Origin of the sequence: Treponema sp. OMZ 305, assembly GCF_024181325.1 — a bacterium.
In the GTDB taxonomy this organism is placed as follows: domain Bacteria; phylum Spirochaetota; class Spirochaetia; order Treponematales; family Treponemataceae; genus Treponema.
Window position 1 is genome coordinate 1,098,209 of the sequence record NZ_CP051300.1, and the last position, 16,771, is coordinate 1,114,979.

13 protein-coding genes are annotated in these 16,771 nt (G+C 43.5%); 8 read left to right on the forward strand and 5 right to left on the reverse strand.

All coding sequences use genetic code 11. The features are described 5' to 3' along the window. Window positions 1–352: 352 nt before the first annotated feature. From ABK01_RS04920 to ABK01_RS04930, 3 genes are all read left to right on the forward strand, one after another. A complete protein-coding gene (locus ABK01_RS04920; RefSeq protein ID WP_212566332.1) occupies window positions 353–1,060 on the forward strand; it encodes a GTP-binding protein in 708 nt (235 codons plus the stop codon). A gap of 74 nt (window positions 1,061–1,134) precedes the next feature. Next, on the forward strand, window positions 1,135–2,184 hold the full coding sequence (locus tag ABK01_RS04925) for an ATP-binding cassette domain-containing protein (RefSeq protein WP_253676439.1): 1,050 nt from the start codon (window positions 1,135–1,137) through the stop codon (window positions 2,182–2,184). 309 nt (window positions 2,185–2,493) lie between these two features. Then, complete coding sequence (locus ABK01_RS04930; RefSeq protein WP_253676440.1) at window positions 2,494–4,608, forward strand: methyl-accepting chemotaxis protein; 2,115 nt, start codon at window positions 2,494–2,496, stop codon at window positions 4,606–4,608. An 81-nt stretch (window positions 4,609–4,689) separates the two neighbouring features. Here the strand turns inward: ABK01_RS04930 and ABK01_RS04935 are convergent, their stop codons facing one another. Further along, entirely contained in the window at window positions 4,690–6,432 is a 1,743-nt protein-coding gene (locus ABK01_RS04935) for an AMP-dependent synthetase/ligase (protein WP_253676441.1), read from the reverse strand. An 84-nt stretch (window positions 6,433–6,516) separates the two neighbouring features. Between ABK01_RS04935 and ABK01_RS04940 the strand changes: the two genes are divergently transcribed. From ABK01_RS04940 to ABK01_RS04955, 4 genes are all read left to right on the forward strand, one after another. Further along, window positions 6,517–7,080 (forward strand): C40 family peptidase, encoded by a 564-nt coding sequence (locus ABK01_RS04940; protein ID WP_212566335.1) that lies wholly within the window; start codon window positions 6,517–6,519, stop codon window positions 7,078–7,080. An 80-nt stretch (window positions 7,081–7,160) separates the two neighbouring features. Further along, entirely contained in the window at window positions 7,161–7,877 is a 717-nt protein-coding gene (locus tag ABK01_RS04945; RefSeq protein WP_253676442.1) for a hypothetical protein, read from the forward strand. Window positions 7,878–8,156: 279 nt separating this feature from the next. Continuing rightward, complete coding sequence (locus ABK01_RS04950; RefSeq protein WP_212566336.1) at window positions 8,157–9,392, forward strand: dicarboxylate/amino acid:cation symporter; 1,236 nt, start codon at window positions 8,157–8,159, stop codon at window positions 9,390–9,392. 27 nt (window positions 9,393–9,419) lie between these two features. After that, a complete protein-coding gene (locus tag ABK01_RS04955) occupies window positions 9,420–10,787 on the forward strand; it encodes a CCA tRNA nucleotidyltransferase (protein ID WP_253676443.1) in 1,368 nt (455 codons plus the stop codon). Window positions 10,788–10,833: 46 nt separating this feature from the next. Here ABK01_RS04955 and ABK01_RS04960 read toward each other — a convergent pair whose 3' ends face one another. From ABK01_RS04960 to ABK01_RS04975, 4 genes are all read right to left on the reverse strand, one after another. Beyond that, complete coding sequence (locus ABK01_RS04960) at window positions 10,834–11,769, reverse strand: NYN domain-containing protein (RefSeq protein WP_212566338.1); 936 nt, start codon at window positions 11,767–11,769, stop codon at window positions 10,834–10,836. 108 nt (window positions 11,770–11,877) lie between these two features. Then, complete coding sequence (locus tag ABK01_RS04965) at window positions 11,878–13,176, reverse strand: NCS2 family permease (protein ID WP_212566339.1); 1,299 nt, start codon at window positions 13,174–13,176, stop codon at window positions 11,878–11,880. Window positions 13,177–13,345: 169 nt separating this feature from the next. After that, window positions 13,346–14,887: a histidine kinase N-terminal 7TM domain-containing diguanylate cyclase gene (locus ABK01_RS04970; protein WP_253676444.1), complete on the reverse strand. Its 1,542-nt coding sequence runs from the start codon at window positions 14,885–14,887 to the stop codon at window positions 13,346–13,348. Between the two features lie 96 nt (window positions 14,888–14,983). Next, a complete protein-coding gene (locus ABK01_RS04975; protein ID WP_253676445.1) occupies window positions 14,984–15,811 on the reverse strand; it encodes a hypothetical protein in 828 nt (275 codons plus the stop codon). Window positions 15,812–16,025: 214 nt separating this feature from the next. On the opposite strand from ABK01_RS04975, the gene grpE reads away from it, so the two are divergent. Then, window positions 16,026–16,760, forward strand: coding sequence for a nucleotide exchange factor GrpE (gene grpE / locus ABK01_RS04980; RefSeq protein WP_253676446.1), 735 nt, complete (start codon window positions 16,026–16,028; stop codon window positions 16,758–16,760). The last annotated feature ends 11 nt before the right edge of the window (window positions 16,761–16,771 follow it).

Here is a 16,771-nt window from a genome sequence, read left to right on the forward strand (position 1 = left end):
ATGGGTAGAGCAGATGCTAGGAGCGTACAAAAAACACCCACAGGCACGGTAAACAATATACGTCCTTGTACATTGTTTACCTACACGTTTGCAATGCAAACGTGCTACTGCATAGAACCACCGCCGTCCGTGGCGGTTCTGATACGTCGAGGACTGTTTGCAGTAGCGGCATGGACGCCGCTTGTATTAACCAGTAGTGAGTTTCGTCTGTATGCGAAACTCACAGTCAAAACTATACAAGGATGTATAGTTTTGGCGATGCGACAACGCAGATGCTTGCATATTTTTAAAAGGGTGTTCTGTAACGTATGTTACGGAACACCCTCATTGTATATGATATAATCGCAACACTATGAATCTTTTGATCGTTTCCGGCCCACCGTCTTCGGGCAAAACAAGCGTTATTCTAAAGACAATCGAGGCGCTGCGCACGCAAGGACTCCGCGCCGGAGTGGTGAAATTTGACTGCCTTTACACCGATGACGATGTGCTATACGAAAAGGCCGGTATCCCTGTCCAAAAAGGTATTTCCGGCTCACTCTGCCCCGATCACTTCTTTGTTTCCAATATCGAAGAGGTAGTACAATGGGGTGTAAAAGAGAAATTTGACCTTCTGATAACGGAATCCGCAGGTTTGTGCAACCGCTGTTCTCCGTATATTAAGAATATTCTCGGTATCTGCGTTATCGATAATTTGTCAGGCATCAATACGCCGAAAAAAATCGGCCCGCTTTTAAAAGCGGCGGATATTGTTGTCATCACAAAAGGCGATATTGTGTCGCAAGCCGAACGCGAAGTGTTTTGCGCCCGTGTCAATACCGTTAATCCGCGGGCGGTTATTATGCAGGTGAACGGACTGACGGGGCAAGGCGCTTTTGAACTCAGCACGCTGCTGTTCAGTCCCGATAAGGATATTTCGACCGTACAAGGAATGGAACTCCGCTTCCCGATGCCTGCGGCGCTGTGTTCCTATTGTTTGGGTGAAACGCGGGTCGGCGAAAATTTCCAGATGGGCAACATCCGCAAGATGAAGATTGCCGAATCGCAAACAAATAGTTAAAGGGAACCTCTAAAAGGCTAACCAAGTTTTTAGAGATGTCCAAAACATCGTGCAAAAATTTTATGGGGGACAATATGGCTGCAGATACCGGTTTTGAAACGCACGGCGCCGCCGAAAAGAAAAGAGAACTTTCAAAAAAAACGATAGAAACGCTCCTCGCAGAGTATCCGTTTATTGAAGATTTTTTTGCAGAAAACAGATTGACCGAGTTGCACGTTTTGGATGATACGCAGCAAACCTTTGACTATTTTCTGAAAAGTCTTTCCGAAGAACAGTGTGAAGATTATGCGCTCGATAGAGAAACGTTATCATACTCATTTTTTGAATATATTATTCAAATGCAGCGGTTTTTAAATGGGGATGATGTTCAAGGCGTGCAGAGCCTTACGATACTGCCCGGTACGAATAAATCAGGTGAGCCTGAAAACTTTGAAGACCTTGTATTATATCCGTCTCAGATTGTTTCGATTGTTGGGCCGACCGGTTCCGGTAAGTCGCGACTGCTTGCCGACATCGAATGGACGGCACAAAAAGACACGCCGACCGGTCGGGCAATACTGATTAACGGCGAGGCGCCCGATAAAGCGCTCCGGTTTTCGATTAACAATAAACTGGTTGCGCAGCTTTCGCAGAATATGAACTTTGTGATGGATCTTTCCGTGCGGGAGTTTATCGAGCTGCATGCGGAAAGCCGGATGGTCAAAGACAAAGAAGCAGCTGTCAGCGGTATTATCGAGGCGGCAAATAAACTGGCAGGCGAACAATTCCGGCTGGACACACCGATTACCGTGCTAAGCGGCGGGCAGTCCCGGGCGTTAATGATTGCCGATACCGCCATTTTAAGCTCATCTCCGATCGTTCTGATAGACGAGATTGAAAATGCCGGAATCGACCGGAAAAAGGCTTTGCAGCTTTTGGTATCGAACGATAAAATCGTGCTGATGGCTACGCATGATCCGGCGCTTGCGCTCTATGCCGATAAACGTATCGTCATTAAGAACGGCGGTATCTATGCGGTTATCGAAACTTCCAATCACGAGAAAGAACTGTTACATGAGCTTGAAGCGATGGATGCAAAAATCCAAGCAATGCGGGTAAAACTACGCGCCGGTGAACAACTCTAGGAACTCTTTTCAGTAATCGCATTGTACTGTGCTGTATGGCGGTTTCTCAAACTCAGCCTATGGAGGGATAGACTAACTGAACTTAAACAAATATAATTCACAATATTCTCTATAATATTAGTCATAGAAATAGGTCTCTTTGCTCAGGAAAATAATATTCCTGTTTTGCAATTTTAAAATTGTCGAATTATGCTGTGAGGTTTATACCGTTTAAAACAGTAAAAGGTCGGCAATGCTGTTCTATATGGCAACTGTTATAATTATCGCTTAATTGAGTAGTCGGTATCAAAACGATTAGGAGACGAATAGATGGGAAGTAAACTAAAGAAAAAGCGTTTTTCGTTAAGAAACAAATTGATGTTGGTTTTTGGGCTATTGATTCTGGGGGCCTCTGTCATCGAGGGGGTGCTTGCAATTATGATTGCGCGCAAAGCTGTAACGGAAAAAATTGAAGCTCATTTAATAGATAAAGCTGCTGATGTCGCAGAGATTATCGATGGAAGAATACAAGCGACTCTTCAATTTGTTGAAGGAGTTGCCCGTATGCCTTCGCTGCGTGATACTTCCCTTTCATACTATCAAAAAGCACAGAGTCTCGCGCATGAAGCGGAGCATAATGCAAGGGTCGATTATTTCGGCGTGACTGATTTACAGGGAAACCGTTATGGAGCAAATGTCGAGAAACCTATTTATGTCGGCGACAGGGATTGGTTCCAAGCTGCTTCATCGGGAAAAAGTTTTGTATCGGAACCCCTTATATCTCGTGTCTCAAATGCAATGCAGATTGTCTATGCCGTTCCCATTATTGGCGATAACAAAGAGATTGTCGGCGTATTGAGCGTAACTGTCGGAGCCAACCTTTTATCCGAAGTAATTCAAGATATTGTTTTGGGACAGAGCGGTTATTGCTATATACTCGGTTTAACGGGAAATACGATAGCGGATAAAGATATAGGTTTTGTCGAAGATCAATACAATTCTTATGAAGATGCACAAAGTGATCCGAGTATGGTGCCGCTTGCATCGTTTGAACAACAAGCGTTACAAGCGCAAGAACCGGGTATCGGGTATTATGACAGCGATGGCACCTCCGTAATATCTTCTTATGCTAAGAGCAAGCTATCAGGATGGACGGTTATTATGACCGCTCCATATAGCGAGCTTATGGGATCAGTGAATGAGATGAGTCTTGCTATAGACATTATCTTGGTAGTTATTTTTGTTTCAGCATTGGTTATCGTCTACTTTGTTGCACGTAGTATCGTAAAACCGATCCAAAAACTTGTTGCAGCGCTTAAGGATATTGCGCAAGGAGAAGGTGATTTAACAGTTCGTATGGTTGTAAGCGGTAATGATGAGGTAACGGATTTATCGGAGTATTTTAACGAAACAATAGAAAAAATTAGTGTTACAATAAAATCTATCGGCGTCAATAGCGATATTATGGAAGAGATAGGTGGTGAGCTTGCTTCGAATATGTCCGAAACGGCAAGCTCAATCAACGAGATCAGTGCAAACATAGACGGTATTCAGCAACAAGTTTTGACCCAAGCTGCGAGCGTTACCGAAACTTCCGCGACAGTAGAGGAAATTATCCGCACTATTAAGCAGTTGAGTAGCAGTATCGAAACGCAGTCTGCAAGTGTTGCACAGTCTTCGTCATCAGTCGAGCAAATGGTTGCAAATATTACCTCTATCAGTCAGACGCTCAATAAGACTGATACAATCGTGAAAGACCTTGTGTCTGCGACAGGAGACGGAAAAGCAACGCTGGTTACGTCCAATACGGTAACGCAGAAAATAGCGGAAGAATCCGGCTCACTTATGGAAGCGTCGAGCGTTATTCAGCATATCGCATCGCAAACGAACTTACTTGCAATGAATGCTGCCATTGAAGCTGCTCATGCAGGAGAGGCAGGCAAAGGCTTTGCCGTTGTCGCCGACGAAATCCGTAAGTTGGCAGAGGATTCCGCCGTGCAGGGAAAAAACATTACGACAACGCTTAAAATACTCAGCAGTGAAATAGAAACGCTTTCGTCATCTTCTAAAACCGTAGAAGGAAAGTTTAACACTATTTTTACCCTTGCAGCCCAAGTAAAAGAAATGAGCGACCGGCTTACGGAAGCAATGCGCGAACAGGCAAACGGCAGCAACGAAGTATTAACCGCTATTAAAAACATCAATATGGTAACAACGGAAGTTCAGTCCGGTTCGGAAGAGATGTTGAAAGGCGGGGAAGGTGTCGCAGCGGAAATGCGCACATTGGATAATCTAACGCGCATTATAACCAATGGTATGAACGAAATGGCTTCAGGCGCAACACAGATTAACAATGCCGTACAGGAAGTCAACGCGATTACGCAAAAGAATACACAGAGCATTAAGGCGCTGGTTATGGAAGTTGGAAAATTTAAAGTAAACTAAACCTTATCGATATATCGAAGTTCTAGAGTACGGCACCCGTTCGGTAAGAATGGATGCCGTATTTTTTCCAACCTCAGATCATTATTCAGCTTTATTGTACCGTTTAACTTTCTTGGTTGTGGTCATTTCGAGCGGTTTGTCCAAAAGTGTGGTTTTTGTTATCCGCTGATAGGGCAGTAGTTCTTTGTTCACGATTTCGACAATCGTTTCTATTCTTTTATAAACGGCGCTGTCTCCGGCAGGAGTGCCGCGGTTAAGGTTGAGCATTTTATAAAGCTCATCAGTGGGGTATACCAATACTTCAATTTCTTCACTGGTTAAATCGTGTGCAGGATGGTAGCCTTTTACAGTTATCTGTTCGATATCGTTGTAATACATCTGGAAAGCATTTTCTATTTCTTCAGGGTATACGTTTTTACCGCCGGAGGTAACGATAAGATTCTTTGCGCGTCCGCAGAGATACAGATATTTTTCATCGTCAATCCATCCGATATCACCGGTACGGAACCATCCGTCTTCCGATAATACCTCTGCAGTTTCTTCCGGCATATTGTAATAACCCTGCATAATCATCGGTCCTTTCACGCAGATTTCTCCACGACCGTTTTCATCAGGGTCAAGAATTTTCATTTCCATATAGGGATGGAAGTAACGTCCGACGCTTTCAATCTTAAAGTGATCTTTCGGGTTTAACGCAATAATAGGAGATGTTTCGGTCAAACCGTATCCTTGTACAAAATCGATACCGAATTCATTGTATGCTCTAAAAACTTCTTTTGAAAGCGGTCCGCCGCCCGAAATTGCAATACGGAGCGTCGTGAGATTCGCCTTTTCCAATACGCTCTTAAAAAGTTTTTTTCCGATATTTTTTCCTGTTGTCTTTTTCACGATATACGAAATCCCCATGAGAAATCTGATGATACCATATACCACAACGCCTTTGCTGCGCACTCCTTTCATAATACCGGCAAGCAGCTTGTTAAAGAGGAGCGGTACACCGAGAAGCATCGTGATTTTTCCTTCTTTTAACTCGCGCAGCATACGAGATACCACTAAGGATTTTCCAAATACGATTTCTGCACCGACGGAAATTGCTTCAATAAAAACGGCGACCATAGTATAGGAGTGATGAATCGGCAGCAGTGCATAGAAAATATCGGTTTCAAATATGGTTAAGTTCGATTGAGCGATGTAACAGTCGGAGACGATATTCCGGTGGGACAGCATAACACCTTTAGGACTACCCATCGTACCCGAGGTGAATAGGATAGCTGCTGTGTCGTTTTCCTGCAAGGGATAATAGGTAGCAAGCGGTTCCGCTTCCAAATTATATACATAGCGGTCGCTGTGCTTACTGTTTAAAGAATAGACTTCGCCGATAAAAGATTGCGATTTTGATGCCTCAATAAAATAATCATATTTTTCTTCATCAACAAAGAAAAAGAGCGTTTTTGCCGTTTTTAAAAGCGATTCGATCTCATAATTGTGTAGGCCGTAGTCGATGGGGATAATAATGCCACCGGCATACAGCGCCGCCAAATAGACAATTGCCCACTCGGAAGAATTTTTACCCGAAACGGCAATATGAGTTCCCCTTTTTACGCCATGAGCGACACGCCAACCTGCTAACTTCTTAATTGCCGCAAGTGTTTCACGATAGGTAAGCGTAATTCTATCCGGCTCAAAGACTGTTAAACAGTTTCTATTCGGAAAACGTTCTACAGTAATTTCAAACATCTCCGGTAATGTCGGCCATTCTCCGGTAAATTTTTTCCCACGCCATGCATCAAGAAAGTCCCATGGTCGTTTTACCATTTCATGCATATCAATACACTCCTTTATAAATACAATTTTTTGATTTACTTTCAAAATTGCAATTTTCTCTTATTTTTAGTATAACTATTTTACATGATTTTGAAAGATATACGAGCCTTTTTTTTCTATTTATTTATCATATTGGCGACGGGGCAATTCCTTTTTGGGGCGCCTTCTCCAAAAGATTCTCAACGGATCGCATTTGTCAATAATGCGTTGAACTATCTCGGTACGCCCTACCGTTACGCAGGTCATTCTCCTAAGGGGATGGACTGTTCCGGTTTTGTTTTTCGCAATGGGGCTGATGTTTTAAAGTTGCAGATGCCGCGGCGCTCGGATGCGATTGCCGAATATGCAAAAAGGATAACGGATGAAGAAATTCAGCCGGGTGATTTGCTTTTCTTTAACACTGCAGGCGGTATTTCCCATGTCGGTATTTATATCGGCGCGGGAAAATTTATTCATTCGGCATCGGACGGGCCGCGTACAGGGGTTATTATTTCGACTATCCAAGAGCCGTACTGGAAAAAAACGTATCGCTTTGCAGGCAGTATTATGAAGCCGGAAGAGATTTTTCTTGCCGAATCAACTGTTCCGTTTTTTTCGAGAACACCTGAGAATTGCCAAATACATCCCGATATCCGTGCGAAATTTTAGATAAAATTTCGCACAGTAAGAAAGCAACCGCTTAAAATATTTCTAGCGCGGTTACCCTAAACACAAGAGGAGTTGTTATCATGAAAATAGTATATCGCATATTAGTATGCTGTTTCGCAACCGTTTGCATTACGGTTTCTTGTTCTTCTTCTGCCCATATCGTTATACGGGATAATACGGATTACGGCCTTACCGCAGAATTTATACCGAGCGATTTGTTGGAAAAAAATATCACACGTTTACTAAAACAAAAGGCTGAGCAGACTGACGGGCAATCCGTATTTAATGTTCAAGAGTTGAAAGAAGCGTTTACAAAAGAAGGAATTAGCGTTCAAGATATTACACTGCAAGGAACCATGGGATTACGCCTTGCATGCACTGTGCCGTATAATCATGAACTGCTCAAGGATGTTATCAGCTACGATACAAAAGAGCGAAAAACGGTATTGCGTATTTCTCCCGAAAATATCGCATCGTTTTTGGCGATACTGCCGCAGGAAAGCCGTGATTTTATTGATATGCTGATGGCGCCGCTCTTTACCGGAGATGCAATACCGCCTGCGGAATACGAAGAGCTGATCGGCGCCGCTTACGGAAAAAAGATTGCAGCCGAACTCCGCAGCTCCGAATTTGTGCTAACCGTCGATGTGCCGTATAAGGTACAGACGGCGCATATCAGTCCCGTCGGGACGGTTACCGTACAGAAAAAGACGGAAAAGACATCCCGCGCTTTGCTCCGTATTTCGCTCCTTGAGCTGCTGTGTACGGTTGGTACGATAGAGGCGCAGCTGCAGTAAACGCTTTGCGGAACCGTTCATCGCATTGGATATACGCCTTTAATAAAATGCTGAGCATATTTCTATTAGCATTTCGATACTGGTATACCTGCCGACAAAATATTCATGCTTATACAATAAAAGGAGCGTCAGTGCCCGCTATTTCTTCTTCGTTATAGAACGTTTGCTGCCCTTTGTACTCATGAATCTGTGCAATCGTGTGGTACATACTTACCGGTAAGGATTATAACTTCGACTCTGAGTTGACGCAGTACAATCTTTGGGTTACACTCAATCGCTATGAAAATTTGGTTGAAATATTTTATCGGCATTGTGCTGGGGATAATCTTTGCTCTTGTTGCCGGTGCTGAAAATACGCTGTTTGTACAAGCTGTAGAATTTTTATCAAATGCGGCAATACAGTTCGGAAGGTACGCTCTCTATCCGGCAGTATTTTTCGGATTTACACTCAGTATCTTTGAATTACGCGAAAATAGAAGTTTGCTTAAAGTTGCGATTGTTACAATTCTCATTATCTGCGGCGCCGCATTATTATTGTCTTGCATCGGATTAATATCCGTACTTATTCATACACCGGCTCGTATACCTATTTTTGTAGAAGGCATATCCGATGTACAAGTTCTCGGCGTTAAAGAATCGCTTTTACAATTACTTCCTTCCAGCTCGTTCGAAGCGCTGGTAAACGGAACCTATATTCTACCGCTTTGTATTTTCGGCGGATTTGCCGGAGCCGGTTGTGCAGTTGACAGAAATATTGCGAAGCCAACCATAACGCTCATTGATTCTTTGGCGCGGATATCTTATGCGGTACTGGTCTTTTTTGTAGATATGCTGGTATTCGGTATGGTGGCTGTTTCCTCTTATTGGGTGATTAAATTTCACGAAATGCTGTTGACTGCGGTTTTTGCCGATTTTGCAATTCTGCTTATTGTCGATCTGTTGATCATCGCCCTCATTATTTATCCCGCATTATTAAAGATTTTTTGCCGTGATATAAATCCGTATCGGGTTCTCTATGCCAGCCTCGCCCCCATGATGGCAGCCTTTTTTTCACAGGATACCCATGTTGCGCTCAGCGTATTGCTGCGTCACTCCAACGAAAGTCTCGGCGTGCGTCGACGTATTTCCTCCGTTGCCCTTCCTGTTTTCTCTATTTTCGGAAGAGCGGGTTCGGCTTTAGTCATTACCGTCAGTTTTGTCGTGATTTTAAAATCTTATTCAATTAACGTATTTCGGATTGCTTTTAGCGATATATTTTGGCTTGTGGGATATGCCTCTCTCTTCTCGTGCTTGCTTGGACGGTTCCCCATCGGAGGAACGTATATTGCGCTTACCTCATTGTGCATGTTTTATGGACGCGGCTTTGAGTCGGGGTATCTGATTCTGCGTCCGGCAGCCTTTTTTATCAGCTCCGTTGCGGCAGCAATTAATGCATTAACCGCGATAACGGGAACCTATATCACAGCGTACCGATTCAACATGACCGGCAGAAAAGATTTACGATTCTTTATTTAACTGAAGCTGATATTAAAGTGTAAAATTATGGAGCAAAAATTTCCCGTTCCGCCTCTACTTAAAGAAATAAGCGGATATTTCCATGAAGCGGGTTTTTCCGCATATCTCGTCGGCGGAGCTGTCCGCGATTTTTTCTTAAAGAAAAGGGCAAGCGATTGGGATATTGCAACCGATGCGCCGCCGCAAGAAGTAACGCGTTTATTTCGGCGAACTATTCCCACCGGCATAGAACACGGTACCGTTACCATCATCTATAAAAACAAGCATATCGAATGTACAACCTTCCGTACCGAAGCGGATTACACCGACGGGCGGCACCCCGCTGCCGTTTCATATACTGCGACTATAGAAGCCGACCTTGCGCGCCGCGACTTTACGATGAATGCCATTGCGGTTTCTCTTCCTGACGGAGAAATCGTTGATCCCTTTAACGGCAGAGCCGATATCCATACAGGACGAATCCGAACAGTCGGGAATCCGCTCGACCGATTTTTGGAGGATGGATTGCGCCCCGTCCGCGCCGTCCGGTTTGCAGCGCAGCTCGGCTTTACCGTCGATACGGGAACACTACAGGCAATTCCGCAGGCGCTGCATATCACCCAAAAGATTTCGATTGAACGATTCCGCGAAGAATTTACAAAAATGCTCAGCTGTCAAACCCCGCTTACCGGCTTGCGGCTAATGGAAAGCACAGGGCTGCTGAATCTCTTTATTCCGGAACTGATGGAATGCCGCGGCATCGGGCAGGGAAGCTATCATCACTTTGATGTACTCGACCATAGCTTTCTGGTGTGCAATGCCTGCCCAGCAGGAATGGAACACATCCATATTCGGCTCGCGGGGCTTTTCCACGATATCGGAAAGCCCGCTACCCGCAAGGAAGCGGCGGACGGCAGCTGCACCTTTTACCGCCACGAAGCTATTTCCGAAAAAATGACTCGCAGTATTATGCGACGGCTAAAATACTCCAATGCAGAAATAGAAAAAACCGCTCATTTAGTTGCGGAACACATGTTTCATTATGATTCTTCATGGACTGATGCCGCCGTCCGCCGCTTTATCGTCCGCGTTGGGAAAGGAAATATCGATGATTTATTTGCGTTACGAAAAGCGGATGTTTTCGGACTCACCGGCACGTATGCTGAGCCGCACTTTCTTGCAGAATTTACGGCACGCATTGATGCTATCCTCAAAGAGGACGGAGCTTACAGCCTGAAAGATTTAGCGGTTAACGGAAAAGATTTAATGGCAATCGGTATTCCTGCGGGGAAATACCTCGGTCTTGTGTTGCATGACCTTTTAGAAACCGTGCTAGACGACCCTGCACAAAATACCAAAGAGACGCTCTTACTTATTGCCTCTGCGCTTTATGAGCGGATACAACGGTTCCAATAGGTGATGACGTCCCCTTATCTTTCCATTGAATGTTAATTAAACACGTCTATCGGAGCTCCACATCCGTTGCTTTGCCGTTTCTTTCGGCAAAATTTTCTCCGGCTGCATTCGGTTCCTTAAACACCTTGAACCGCACCTGCATTCCTTCCATAATTTTCTTACGTCGAGAAGATTTCGTAAGGTTCGTAAGACCGAAGTAGAAATCGCCGCGGTCGGTAGTTTCGATGATTCCCCAGTTTCCCTTAAAGCGCTTAATGGTACCGCTCAGCGTATCGCTTTTTTGCCGTTCCGTTGCTTTAATCCAATGGTTGGGTGGAACCAGTTTATCGGTTGTCATTTCATATTGATCGGGAAAGGCTTCAAGAATTTCGCGTAAGGTATTATGGTTATACGATCGGGGATCAAATTCCGGCATACTCCGCCTGATGGATTTTCCCAAGTCGGAAAGGCTAACCCATCCGTCTTCCGTCATTCGTGAGTTTTTATAGGCATGGTTTAGCAATTTCTCCAGAGAATCGAAGGGGGAGTCTTGACTTTCCTCTTCAGGGGTTGCAGCGCTATCGAGATTTTCCAGATATTTAAATTCATTGCAGGCATTTACCCAAAGAGCCTTAGCATTTTGTTTTCCGATACCAAGTACATAAAGTCCGTATTCTCGCAATTTAAGGGCAAGACTGTAGTAATCCGAATCCGTCGAAACGATGCAAACAGCGTTAATGCTCTTATTGGTATTAGCCAACTCGATAGCATCCATAATAATGGTATTATCGGTTGCATTCGGACCGTTGCGGAACTGCTGTACGGGGCGAATGGGTATCTTCTCCAGCCAATTTTTCCACCCGTTCATATTCGGCGTTGTCCAGTCGCCGTATAAACGCTTTATCAGTAATTCACCTTCTTTAGAAACTTCGGTAATGATAGCTTCCAAAAAACTCGGCGGGATATTATCACCGTCGATCAGTAATACATATTTTCTATCCATGGCGACTATTGTATCCTTATTTATATCTTTTGCAAGCAGGAAAAAGGCATAAAAAAGGGCATTCATACCTTGTATAAATGCCCGAAATTCTTTTAGCTAAGAAATAATTTAATTGAAAATAATCCTCAAGAGGAAGATAATGAACAAAACCCATGTAATAATCGGGATTTGCTTAAATTTACCGGTTGCTGCCTTCAAAATAACGTATGACATGATACCGTAAACGATACCTTCGGCAACGCTGTAGGCAAACGGCATCATAACGATTGTTAAGAATGCAGGAATACCTTCCGTAGGATCTTTGAAATCGATTTCGGCTGCGGCACTTAGCATCAAGAAGCCGACGATGATGAGCGCCGGTGCGGTAGCTGCTGACGGGATTAATAAGAAAAGCGGTGAGAAAATCAAAGCAATTAAGAAGAACACACCGGTTGTCAACGCTGTTAAACCGGTTCGTCCGCCGGCTGCTACGCCCGAAGTGCTTTCAACAAAGCTGGTAACCGTAGAGGTTCCCAGCATGGCACCGAAAACCGTACCGATAGCATCGGATAATAACGCTTGCTTTACTCGCGGGATGTTCCCGTTTTTGTCGACAAGCCCTGCGCTGTTGGTAACACCGACTAAGGTACCGACCGTATCAAAAATATCAACAAAAAGGAAGGAGAAAAATACTGTAAAGAACTGGAAGCTGAATATATTGCTAAAGTCAAAATTCCAGAAAATCGGAGCTGCCGGTAAGCTTACGATTGACCAATTTTCCCAGCCGCCAAACGGTACGGTAACACCTATCGGAATGCCGATTACGGTCGTAATCAAAATTCCAAGAAGAATTGAACCCGGAACACGCAAAACATACAAAACTGCGGTAATAACCAAGCCGATAATTCCTAATAGGGCGGGTCCCGAAGTAACGTTGCCGAGACCGACTAATGTCGCAGGATTATCAACGATAATTTCCGCATTTTTCATACCGATTAAGGTGATGAAAAGACCGATACCTGCTGCGACCGCTTTTTTCAGATTGAAGGGGATTGATTCGACAATCGCTTCCCGTACATTGAAAAAAGACAGCAGAATAAACAGCAAGCCTTCGAAGAATACTGCCGTTAATGCCGTAGCGGGCGAATACTTCATTCCGATAACGACGGTATACGTGAAGAAAGCATTTAACCCCATACCGGGCGCAAGCGCAACAGGGAGATTGGCAAGAAATGCCATCATCAAAGTTGCAATTGCCGCAGATAATGCGGTAGCCGTAAACACACTGCCGGCATTTAAGCCTGCATCACTTAAAATGAGCGGGTTAACGGCAAGGATATACGCCATTGCAAGGAATGTGGTCAAGCCTGCAATGATTTCGGTACGCACATTCGTTTTGTGCGCTTGAAGCTGAAAGAGTTTTTCCATAAAGTAGCCTCCTTTTAGAATAAATGAGTACCAATCAGCGTTATTATCAGTGTAGCACGAAATGTTTGTTTCCGCAAGAAAATTTTTTTGTTTCCTTACTTTTTTTTAGGTGTTCTTATTTAATTTTAGGGTATGCCTTAGGATCGGTACCGGCCAACGATGCCATAAGCTAAGAAGACATCGCCTGCTGAATCTCTGCAAGCTGTTGTTTGCGTTTTTGCTTATGCGCATACATAGCGCTATCCGCTTGTGTAAAGTGCTGCATTAAGTCAGTATGATTGTTTTTTATCATCGAAGAACCCACTGAAATGGAAACCGCCCAAGATTTTTTTTGCTTTGTGCATAATGTTTCTATTTTTTTTATGATGGTTGTCGCATCAGTTCCGGTACAATGCGGTATAAAGGCAACAAATTCGTCCCCGCCTATGCGAAACAGCGTATTCGGCGTATTTATCGCTTGTTTGAGTATTGCAGCGCATGTTTGAATATAATCGTCGCCAGCGTTGTGTCCGAATGTGTCGTTGACCTTTTTAAGGTCGTCTATATCGGCGACAAGCAAAAGACAAGGCTTTACAGAATTTTGTACGATTGTTTCTTTCCGCAACTCAAAGCAGCTTCGGTTTAAACATCCACAAAGTGCATCGGTAAATGCATTTTGTTCAATTTTTTGTATAAGTTCACCTAACATACCGGCATCATACATAATAATGGTTGTTCCGACACTTTTATCGTTTTGAGGGTTTACAACTATCTTTTTATGACAAAGGAACACTTTTCCCGTTGCCCTGTGCTGTATGTATAGAGCATACTCGGTTTGCTCTCGAGACTGAATAGGTACAAAAAAACGGCTGCAAAACATATCGTCATACAGCGAATACCGTTGAATGGGGATGTTTGCTTTAGTAAAAAATTGCATAGCAGCGGTATTTGCTTTAAGTAATTCGTTTTTTGTATTAAAGATGAGCACCGGTTGACTAAAACCTTGAAAGAAGTCCTTTCTGCCAAGATAGAGTCCTTTTTGATCCATATCCCGAGAGGTTAAGAAATACAAAACATTAATACTGAACAAATGAGCGAATAGCGAAAGAAGCATTATCGGTTTCGTTTGACCAATAAACGTACCGATGATATTTATTACGGTAAAAATACAGACTGTAACCGTTATAGCGATAACTGCCTTGCGGTTTTTTACTTGAGGCGAAAACAGTCTGATAAAAAATAACATACACGACAGGGTGATTAACGCATAGCTGTACAAAACATGTATGTAGAACCAGTGGCCGTAAATAAACGGCTGAATACCAATATCGAATATTTCTGCTTCCGGATTTATACTAATAAAAAAGGAGTGCCGATTTGCCGTAATACTTAATATACAGGTTATACAGGGAATAACCGCGATTAATCTACGATATAAAAGCGGAAAATTCGGTATACAGTAAGATTGGGCATAGTAAAATAAAAACAACGCTGAAAATGCGATACACGTATAGATGGAACGAGTCATAATAAAACTTAACTGAAGCTCGTGCGTTTGTATCAAAAAAAAGCGTATTAAATTCCAAAAACCGATCATAGCGGCTAAGTAAGCGATGGACTTAAAAACAGGATTCCAGTTGCTTTTTTTTAATGAAGCTACCGCTATAATAAAGGCGGATGCCGCGTTAAGCATGCAAAAGGAATCAAAGACATCCGTTATATTTATATTCATAATAGGTAGGATTATAAGGGTGATTTTTTACATTGTCAATCTTTTATTTTTTATATGGGAGTCTCTAAAAACCTAACCGAGTTTTTTAGAGGTTCCCTATTGCCACAGATAAAATTGGTGAATAGCTTTGAGAAAGAATACCCCCGCTGTTAACAGCGCTCCGATACCAAATAGGGTGAAAAACCATGAGCCGGTATACAACAAGAGCGTATATGCGATTAACATTACTAACAGCCAAATCGCGGCCTTCCGATACTCGGTAATACTGCGGTAGATGCCGACCATTAAAAACGATGCTACAGCCAATCCGCAAACAATCCCGTTAAAGGAATAAAGGAGATAGCGATAAGAGCGGGAAAACGAGAAGAACGAAACCGTATGAATGGTATCGATTGGGATAACATGAGACAATGCGAAGGCAGTAAAACACAACAAGAAAATAATGGACCCCGTTTCTCGCGTAAAAGTTTTATGGGCAAAGAGGCTTGATGTTAAAAGCGCTAAACAGGCTCCGAACCGGAAAAAGAAAATAATCCGTGCAACGGGAGCCATAAAAACAACCAATAACGGATATTGCACTTGCAACGGAAAAAGCAGTTGTAATGCTTCAAAAGACAGTGCAAAAATAAACAAACTAAAAAACGAAATTTCCAGTGCATGGGTTTTTTCAAAAAGGAAAAAAATGCAAATAAGCAGTACCAACGCTATCAGAGGGAGCGCGGTAATGCCGGCCAAGACTGCATAATTATTATAGGCAAAAAATGGAAAACTTAATAACCGAAAGGTACTTTCAGGCGCTGTCGGCAGTTCTGCGAGCAAATTGCGTGCAACAATAGCAATACAGCAGCTTATACTTCCAACTACCATGAGCGCAGCAATACAGATACTGAAAATTAAGATTCTATTACGTCCGGCTATTGTCATACGTGACAGTATAGTTTGAAACCTGCTTCTCTGTCAAATATCCGTGGTATCTCTAAAAGCTAACCGAGTTTTTTGCAGATACATGGATAACACTTTAGTTTATTTTTTCTTGACCATTTGTAATTCCGTTAGTATTTTCTATTTGTCAAATGAGAAACACAGACGGCGGTTCAGCTAATAGGCAGATAAAGCGTCGGATATTTTGAGGAAGGGAATGACAAAAAAACACGGAAAAAAGCATGAGCAGGAGTGCGAAGCGCAGTCGGCAGAGCAGAACGGTATGAACACGGACTCCGAAGCCGGTAAAAAAGCTGCGGCAGCGGATACGCACGGTAGCGGTACGGAAAATGCCGGGCGTAATGTAGCGTCTGAGCAGCAGACCGGCAATCAAGAGCATGGCAACACGGCTTCTGGACAAACTGCTTCGGACACGGAAGCATCAAAGGAAGCTAAACCGGAACTGTCCGATGCCGAAAAGCTCGCATCTTTGGAAGCAAAATGCAAGGAATTGCAGGATCAATATCTGCGCAAAGCGGCGGATTTCGATAACTACCGCAAGCGCATGATAAAAGAGAAACAGGAGGCAATCGATTACGCAAACACGAATTTGATTTCCGACCTCTTGCAGATATTGGATGACTTTGACCGTGCAATCGAAGCGGGCAAAAAGGCAGGGGAAGAAAGCGCTGCCGCTTTTATGCAGGGCGTACTGATGATCCGCAGCGGTTTGCTTTCGCTGTTGGAGTCAAAGTACGGCTTGCAGTATTACGAAGTGCAGGGGCACCCCTTTAACCCCGACATTCACGAAGCCGTTGCAACCAATCCTTCAGCTGAGGTTACGGAGCCAACTGTCGGAGCAGAACTACAAAAAGGCTATAAATTGAAGGAACGTATTCTCCGTCCGGCAAAGGTTATGGTATTGATGCCTACACCGGCGGAAACAAAATAAGATAATCCTTT